We start from the raw sequence: 7,444 nt of genomic DNA on the forward strand, positions 1-7,444 counted from the left end.
GTCACCGCCTCGTGACCGTTCTGGTCGCACCGGCGGTCACCGGCTTTCACCCGCCTCTGACCTGCGCTTACGATGTGCGCGGGGGATGGGGGTCCGGCACCGTCGTCGTGGCGTGCGCGCCCGCGGTGCGGACGGGACGTTCCCGAAGCACTTCCTTCCCGAACGACCGCGACCACCACGGAGACAGACATGACGCGTCCTGCCCACGCCCGCCCGAACGGCCCCGCCGGCGAGTCGGAGGCCCTCCGCGACGATGTCCTCCTCGACGCCGCCCACGCCGGGGACGCCGACGCCTTCGGGGTGCTGCGGGAGCGGTACCACGGCACGGCCCTCGCCGTGGCGCGGTCGCGGACCGGCAGCGCGGAGGAGGCGGAGCGTATCGCCGCCGCGGCTCTCGGGCGGATCGAGCAGATCGTCGGCGAGGGCGGTGGGCCGCGTGCCTTCCTCGGCGCCTTCGTCGTGTGGATGGTCGGGCGGGAGGCCGACGGCGGCACGCGGCCGGTCGCGCTGCCGGACGATCCCGCGGATCCCACGTCCCTCGTCCGCGTCTTCAGCGGCCTTCCCGCCGAGTGGCAGGCCTTCCTGTGGCGCACCGAGGTGCTGGGTCACAGCGCCCGCCGGGTCGCGGCGGCGCTGGGGCTCGGCGCGGTCGCGGCCGCCGGTCTGCACCGCGACATGGTCCGGGGGCTCCGGGGGCTCTACGGCCAAGCGGCGGGGGACCGGGCGGGGGGACCGGACTGCGCGGAGTTCTCCGGCGAGCTGCCCCACTTCGTCCGCGGCACCCGCGGGCAGCGGAGCCGGCGGGACGTCAAGACGCACCTGGACGGGTGCGCACGCTGCACCGCCGAGTACCTGAGCCGCCAGGACATCGGGACGGGCCTGCGCACCTGGACTCTCCCCGTGCTGGCCGGCCTGCCGCTGTGGGGCACCGAGTCCCTCGAGCTGACCAATCTCATCGCCGCTGCCGGCGCGCCCGCTGGAGCAGCTGCCGGCACCCGCACCGCCGCGGCCGGTGCGGGCGCCGCTGCCGGGGCCGCCGCGGTCGGTGCCGGAGCTGGTGCCTCCGCGGTCGGTGCCGGAGCGGGTGCCTCCGGTGCCCGTCCGGACGGTGCCGCAGGAACCTCCCCGTGGTCGGGCCGCAGGGCGAAGGTCCTCCTGGGTGCCGGTGCCCTGGCCACTGCCGTGGCGGTGGCCGCGGTGGGCGTGTCCGGCGGGGACGACCCGATCCCGGCCGCCGACAGCCTCGCCGCCGAGCAGGCGCCGCGCACCGCCGAGGACCTGGAGGCCCCGCGCGCGGACGATCCGGCGGCCGGAGCGGAGCAGGAGGACGGCGGCGCGTCCGGTGCCGGGGCCTCCGCGTCCGGGCGCGACCGGAGCTCGTCCCGGTCGGACGAGGTCGCTGCCGGGCTGGACCCGGCCGACGCCCCGGCCGGAGCCCCCCAGGGCGGTGCGGCGCCGGAGACCGCGGCGCTCGTGGCCGACGCCGACCGCGACGGCGACGACGCGGGTGCTGCGGCGGCCGATGCAGGCGGCGCCTCCGCGGGCGCATCGGATCCGTCCGGGGGCGACGGGGTCACCCGGCCGGACGCGGGCGCGGAGCGGCCGACGTCCGTGCCGGGCGGGGCCCGGGCCGCGGAGCCGGGCACGCCCGGCGCCGCGTCGACGGGTGGAGCTGCGCGGGACACGTCGTCCGGGGGCTCGTCGACGAGCCCGTCCCCGGCGCGGCAGGCGGACGCTTCCCCGAGCGCTCCCTCGCCGGCGCAGGCGGCGCCCACACCGCCGCCCATCTCGTCGGTGGGGGGTTCTCTGCCGAGCACGGAGGCCACCCCCGCGCCGCTCAAGGCGCCGGTGCCCCCGGCGCGGACGAGCGACCCCGCGAGCACCGGCACCGGGCACGGCGCCGGACACCAGCACGCGCACCAGGGGGCCGGAGCCCCTCGTGCGGGGCGCACCGAGACCGCGCAGCGGGACCGCAAGGAGGGCCGGGGCAGGCACCATTCCGAGTCCTGGAAGGACACCGCCTCCGGTGCGGGGCACACCGAGTCCGCGCAGCGATCCAGCAGGGGGGACCGGGGCAGCGACCAGTCCAGGTCCTGGAAGGACACCAATCGATCGGAACCCGATCGCCAGAAGGGGCGGGACGGCGCGCCCGGTCGCTCCGGCGGCAGCGACCACTCGCGAGAGGACCGGCACCACCGCTGAGCGCAGGTCTCCGCCGGCGCCTCACGGCAGCACTGTGTTACGAACGGGAACGGCTGGTGACGCGGGGGGCGTGCCGGCCTCCGCCGGGGCCCTCTACCATGGGGTCGGGGGACCGGGGGGTCCACAGTCCGAGAAGCCGCACGCCGTCGGCGCGCGCGCCGTCATCGTCGTCGCAGGGGTCAGCCGGCCCGCGGCACCGCTCCCGGGTCATCCGCACCGCAAGGTGGCCGAGTGTTCCCGAGACCGACGGAGATTCCATGACGCGCACGACCGAGGCGCTCGCCCAGGGGCGCACACCGCGCACCGACGAGGAGCTGCTCGCGGCGGTGCGGGCGCAGCGCCCCGACGCCTTCACGGACCTGCGGGACCGGCACTGGCACACCGCCGTGGTCGTGGCCCGGCTCCACACGCCGAGCCGCCAGGACGCCGAGCAGCTGGCGGGCACGGCCTTCGACCAGGTCCTCGCGGAGACCGGCGACGAGGGCGGGGACGCGAGCGGTCCGGGGGTCTTCCTTCGGGCACGCCTGGTCGCCGTCGTCGGCCGGGCCGGCGTGGAACGGGACGTCGCGGCCGACACGGTCACCGGCATCTATCTCGGCCTCCCCGCGGCCTGGCAGGCCGTGCTGTGGTACTTCGAGATCGAAGCCCTCGGGGTCGAGCGCACCGCCGCGGTGCTCGGGCTGAGCCCGGCCGCCACCACCGCGCTGCACCTCGAGGCGCGCGCGCGGCTCCGGGCCGCCTACCGCCAGGCCAGGCAGGATCTTCCGACCCTTCCCAGGTGCGCGGACTGCGCGGCCGACCTCGGCGCCTTCGCCGACGGCGGCCTGTCCGCCGAGCGGACGCAGACCGTGCAGTCCCACCTCGACGAATGCCCTCGCTGCACCGCCGACCACCTGTATCTCCAGGACACCGAAGCAGGACTGCGCGGCTGGCTGCTGCCCGTGCTCGCCGGCGTGCCGCTGTGGGACGCCCGGACCGACGAGCTCGTGGAGCTGGTCCGGACCGCAGGACGGATGAGCGCCGGGCGGCTCGGCGCGGCTCCGGGCACCGACGTGGCCGGCGGGGCACTCGCCGCCGTCCACGTCTCCCGTCGGGGCCGGAAGGTGCTGCTCGGCGCCGGCGCCCTGGCGGCCGCCGCGGCGCTGGCCGGGGTCGCCGTGACGGGCTCCGGCGGACTCGGCGACCGGACGACACAGGCCGCGGAACGCATCGGCGGCTCCGGTGCGACGGCGCCGTCCGCCTCGTCCGGGGGCGACGACGAAACGGCAACGACGGTCCGTGGCACCGGACCCGGCGCCACGGTGCCCGGTGCTGTGGGTGCGGTGCTGTCCCTGCCGACCTCCGAACCGTCCCCCGGTCCCCTGACCGAAGCCGCGGCCGAGGCTCGGACCGCGGACGCGAGCGGTGGGGTGATCACCGCCGCCACGGCGGACGGGACGTCCGCCGGCTCACGGGCGGCCGGCGCCGACGCCGGCGCCGCGACCGGCCGTCGCACCGAGACGGAACCCCGCACGCCGGGGAGCTCCCAGGACGACGCACGTGCGTCTCGGCCGGCGGCGTCGCGCACTGAGTCGCCGGGTGCACAGTCCTCGGGTGCACAGTCCTCGGGCAGCGGCACCACCGGCGGCGAGCCGGCAACCGGTGGCGGGGGCAGCACTCCGGCGTCACCGCCGGCGGGCGACGAGGGCACCTCGGCCGGGGACACCCCCGTCGAGCAGCCTCCGGCTGCCGAGACGCCTGCGCCCGAGGTCCCGGCCGACGTGACCCCCGTCGACGGCACTCCGGCCGGCGAGGCTCCCGCTCCCGTGGAGGAGCCACCGGTATCCGGTCCCTCTGCTCCCAGCGGCCCGGCAGGAGACGTCCCGGCGACGGCCACACCGGCGTCCGAGCTCCCTCCCGTGGCGCCCGGTGAGGCCGGTGCCGCCGGCCCGTCCGATCCCACCGGGCCGACGCCCGGCGGGTGACCACGGACCGTCCACCCGGGGACGGACCACAGGACACCCGGAGCCTGCTGGGAGGTCCCTGGACGTCACCCGCCCCGGGAAGACCGGCGCCGCCTCCGGAGTTGTGCTCAGCGGAAGACCCACCTCCCCGATGAAGGAGCCACACCGGCGATGCACAAGCACAACAACGGGCTCAAGACCGTCCTGCTGCTCGGCGGCTTGTGGGCCGTGCTGCTGGCCATCGGGTGGGTCGTGGCGAGCGGGACGGGGAGCAGCGTCTTCATCTGGGTCTTCGCCCTGATCGGCCTGGCGTCCACGGCGTACAGCTACTGGAACAGTGACAAGCTCGCGCTGCGCTCCATGCGCGCCATCCCGGTCACGGAGCAGCAGGCACCGGGGTACTACCGGATCGTGCGGGAGCTGTCGCGGCGGGCGAGCCAGCCGATGCCCCGCCTGTTCATCGCGCCGACGATGAGCCCCAACGCCTTCGCCACCGGGCGCAACCCGGAGAACTCGGCGGTCTGCGTGACCGAGGGCATCCTCCAGATGCTCGACGAGCGCGAGTTGCGGGGCGTGCTCGGCCACGAGCTGATGCACGTCTACAACCGGGACATCCTCACGTCCTCCATCGCCGCGGCCGTCGCCGGCATCATCACCTCGGCCGCACAGTTCCTCCAGTTCACGGCCATCTTCGGCGGGCGGGGCGGCGACCGCGGCAATCCACTGGTGGCGCTGCTCCTGGCCTTCCTGGCCCCGCTCGCCGCGACCGTCATCCAGCTCGCGGTCTCCCGCACGCGCGAGTACGACGCGGACGAGGACGGTGCGCAGCTCACCGGGGACCCGCTGGCGCTGGCCTCGGCCCTGCGCAAGATCGAGAGGGGCACGAACGCCCGCCCGCTGAACCCCGCCGACCAGAAGCTCGTCAACACCTCGCACCTGATGATCGCCAGCCCGTTCCGGGGCGGCGGCGCGGCGAGCCTGTTCCGCACCCATCCGCCGACCGCGGACCGCGTGGCCCGGCTCGAGGGCATGGCGGGCATCGGCCGCCACTGAGCCGGCCCGACGACGGAGCCGCCCACCTCGCGAGGTGGGCGGCTCCGTCGTCCACCGGGAGGACTCGTGCGGGCGTCACTGCGGGAGGACCTCAGCGGTGGTCGATGCACTGCGTCCAGGTGGTGGCAGAGGGATGCAGAGCGCCGGCTCCCCGGTGCGTCCGGGATGTCCGGCGCCGGCCGTGCTGAGCCGGATTTCGATCCCTCCGTGTGTTCTGCGGACTCCGATGCCCTCTACAGCAAGCATGCCCGTCGTGCAAGATCGGCCTCGGACTCGGCGGCGTCCAGGCCGGGCGAACACTTCGTTACTATCGGGTGAACTACTGTTGAACGGGTAGCGTAACGGTACTGGGCTCTACGGGCCCGCGAACGGGTTGGATGTCAAGGGTGTTCGGCGAACGCCCGGGCGTCTGGAACGCGAGGTATTGCCATGTCTGGCCGGATTCTCCACGTGATCCGAGGGGCCGGCGTCGTCGTGGGACGCGTCTCGGTCTACGTCCTGATCTGGGCGGGGCTCGCGCTGCTCATCGCCGCCGCCGGTATCCGCGCCTTCTGGGGCAAGATCTCGGTGGGCCAGATGCTCCTGAACATCGTCTCCGTGGAAACGGACGGCGGGGGCGGAGCCATCGTCTGGATCGGCATCCTGGGGATCGGCGTGGTCCCCCTGCTCATCACCGTCGGGATCGCCCTGTGGCAGGAGTTCCGGCGCCGCCGGCGCCGCCGCAACGGCGACGACATGCATCCTGCTCGCTCGCAGTGGATGCTGCGCACCGTTTCCACCGTTCTGGTGGCCGCCGTGGTCGTCGGCGGCACCACGGCCTTCGCCACCACGGTGGGCATGGGGGACTACCTCAGGGCGGCGAAGTACACGTACGACCTCGGCGACTACTACATGGAGCCGACCGTCACCAGCGACGAGCACAAGCGCAATCTCGTGCTGATCTACCTCGAGTCCGGCGAGGCCACCCTCGCGGACGACCAGCTCTTCGAGAAGGACGCGTTCGCTCCTCTGACAGCGGTCACCAGGGCCTCGGACGGCTGGCAGAGCGTGGACGATCTCGAGCAGTACAAGGGTGGAGGCTGGACCATGGCCGGTCTCACCTCGACACAGTGCGGCGTCCCGCTGAAGGGCATCGGCTCCGCCGCGGGCAGCGGCGCCCTGAACGGGCTCGGCGGTGACGTCGAGACCTACCTGGGAGGGGCCACCTGCCTGGGCGATGTCCTCGACGAGCACGGCTACGACAACGTCTTCCTGGGCGGTGCCAACGCCTCCTTCGCCGCGAAGGACACCTTCCTGAGCAGCCACGGCTACTCCGAGGTGAAGGACCTCTCCGACTGGCGCGCGGCCGGCGAACCGGAGAAGAACTTCCGCAGCGACTGGGGCCTGAGCGACGGACGACTCATGGCCCACGCCAAGGACGAGATCGACGAGCTGCACGCCGAGGCGGAGAGGACCGGTCAGCCGTTCAACCTCTCCCTGCTGACGCTGGACACGCACGAACCGGTGCACATCTTCGACTACTGCAACGTGGACACGCAGAACGAGGTCACCTCCGTGTTTTCCTGCTCCATGACCCAGGTGGCAGGATTCGTGGACCACATGCAGGAGAGGGGCTACCTCGACGACACTGCCGTGGTGATCATGGGCGACCACCTCAAGCACATGAGCGCCGGCGACGCTTTCCATGAGCAGCTGGACGACAACGACAACCGCACGATCTTCAACCGGATCTGGGTTCCGGGAGAGGACAAGAACAGCAGGCTGCGCCCCCGCGTGGACCAGCTGAACATGTACGCCACGATCCTGGAGGCAGCCGGCCTGACCCTGAAGGATCGAGAGGCCGGGCTGGGCGTGTCCGCCTTCGCCTCGAAGGTCCCGGCTGGTTCAGCGCAGGCCCTGGAGCCGGATTCCTACACCGAGTTGCTGGACGCGCATTCCCCGCAGTTCTACGCGGAGGCCTGGGCCGGCGAGGACGCCCCCCAGTAGCGCTGTCCGTCGCCTGCCCGACGACGCAGCTCAGCGGTAGTTCATGAACTGGGACGGGGTAATAGCCGGTGGCAGTGGGGCGCCAAGTCCCGCTTGTTTCCGCGGATTCTGGTACGTCCACCGTTTCCTGTGGTAGGCGTCCTGCGGACTTTTCGCGGACTCGTTGCGGACTCAGCGTGAGGTCAGCGCGGTCAAGTCCATTTGCGTGGTGTAACGCAGTCCCCGCGTGATTCTTGGGGTGGTCAGGCGCTGAGGGCCAG

General features: G+C 73.6%; 4 protein-coding genes. All 4 read left to right on the forward strand.

Annotated features, from left to right (window positions below):
• The first annotated feature begins 189 nt into the window (after positions 1-189).
• The 4 genes from ACFYE1_RS08970 (at position 190) to ACFYE1_RS08985 (ending at position 7,184) form a co-directional block, all read left to right on the forward strand.
• Positions 190-2,202 (forward strand): hypothetical protein, encoded by a 2,013-nt coding sequence (locus ACFYE1_RS08970; protein WP_387741972.1) that lies wholly within the window; start codon positions 190-192, stop codon positions 2,200-2,202.
• A 257-nt stretch (positions 2,203-2,459) separates the two neighbouring features.
• On the forward strand, positions 2,460-4,166 hold the full coding sequence (locus ACFYE1_RS08975) for a zf-HC2 domain-containing protein (RefSeq protein WP_387741973.1): 1,707 nt from the start codon (positions 2,460-2,462) through the stop codon (positions 4,164-4,166).
• A 150-nt stretch (positions 4,167-4,316) separates the two neighbouring features.
• The gene (gene htpX / locus ACFYE1_RS08980) at positions 4,317-5,198 is read left to right on the forward strand and encodes a zinc metalloprotease HtpX (protein WP_387741975.1); all 882 of its coding nucleotides are present in this window, start codon (positions 4,317-4,319) and stop codon (positions 5,196-5,198) included.
• 429 nt (positions 5,199-5,627) lie between these two features.
• Positions 5,628-7,184 carry a sulfatase-like hydrolase/transferase gene (locus ACFYE1_RS08985; RefSeq protein ID WP_387741976.1) on the forward strand — a complete coding sequence of 519 codons (1,557 nt, stop codon included), beginning with the start codon at positions 5,628-5,630 and terminating at the stop codon, positions 7,182-7,184.
• Positions 7,185-7,444: the final 260 nt, after the last annotated feature.

Source organism: Kocuria nitroreducens, from assembly GCF_042879195.1.
Taxonomy (GTDB): Bacteria; Actinomycetota; Actinomycetes; order Actinomycetales; family Micrococcaceae; genus Kocuria; species Kocuria nitroreducens.

Excerpts from the sequence above, each read along its gene's own strand:
- ACFYE1_RS08970 (WP_387741972.1), top strand. The coding sequence starts at position 190 with ATGACGCGTCCTGCCCACGCCCGCCCGAACGGCCCCGCCGGCGAGTCG.
- ACFYE1_RS08975 (WP_387741973.1), top strand. The coding sequence starts at position 2,460 with ATGACGCGCACGACCGAGGCGCTCGCCCAGGGGCGCACACCGCGCACC.
- htpX (WP_387741975.1), top strand. The coding sequence starts at position 4,317 with ATGCACAAGCACAACAACGGGCTCAAGACCGTCCTGCTGCTCGGCGGC.
- ACFYE1_RS08985 (WP_387741976.1), top strand. The coding sequence starts at position 5,628 with ATGTCTGGCCGGATTCTCCACGTGATCCGAGGGGCCGGCGTCGTCGTG.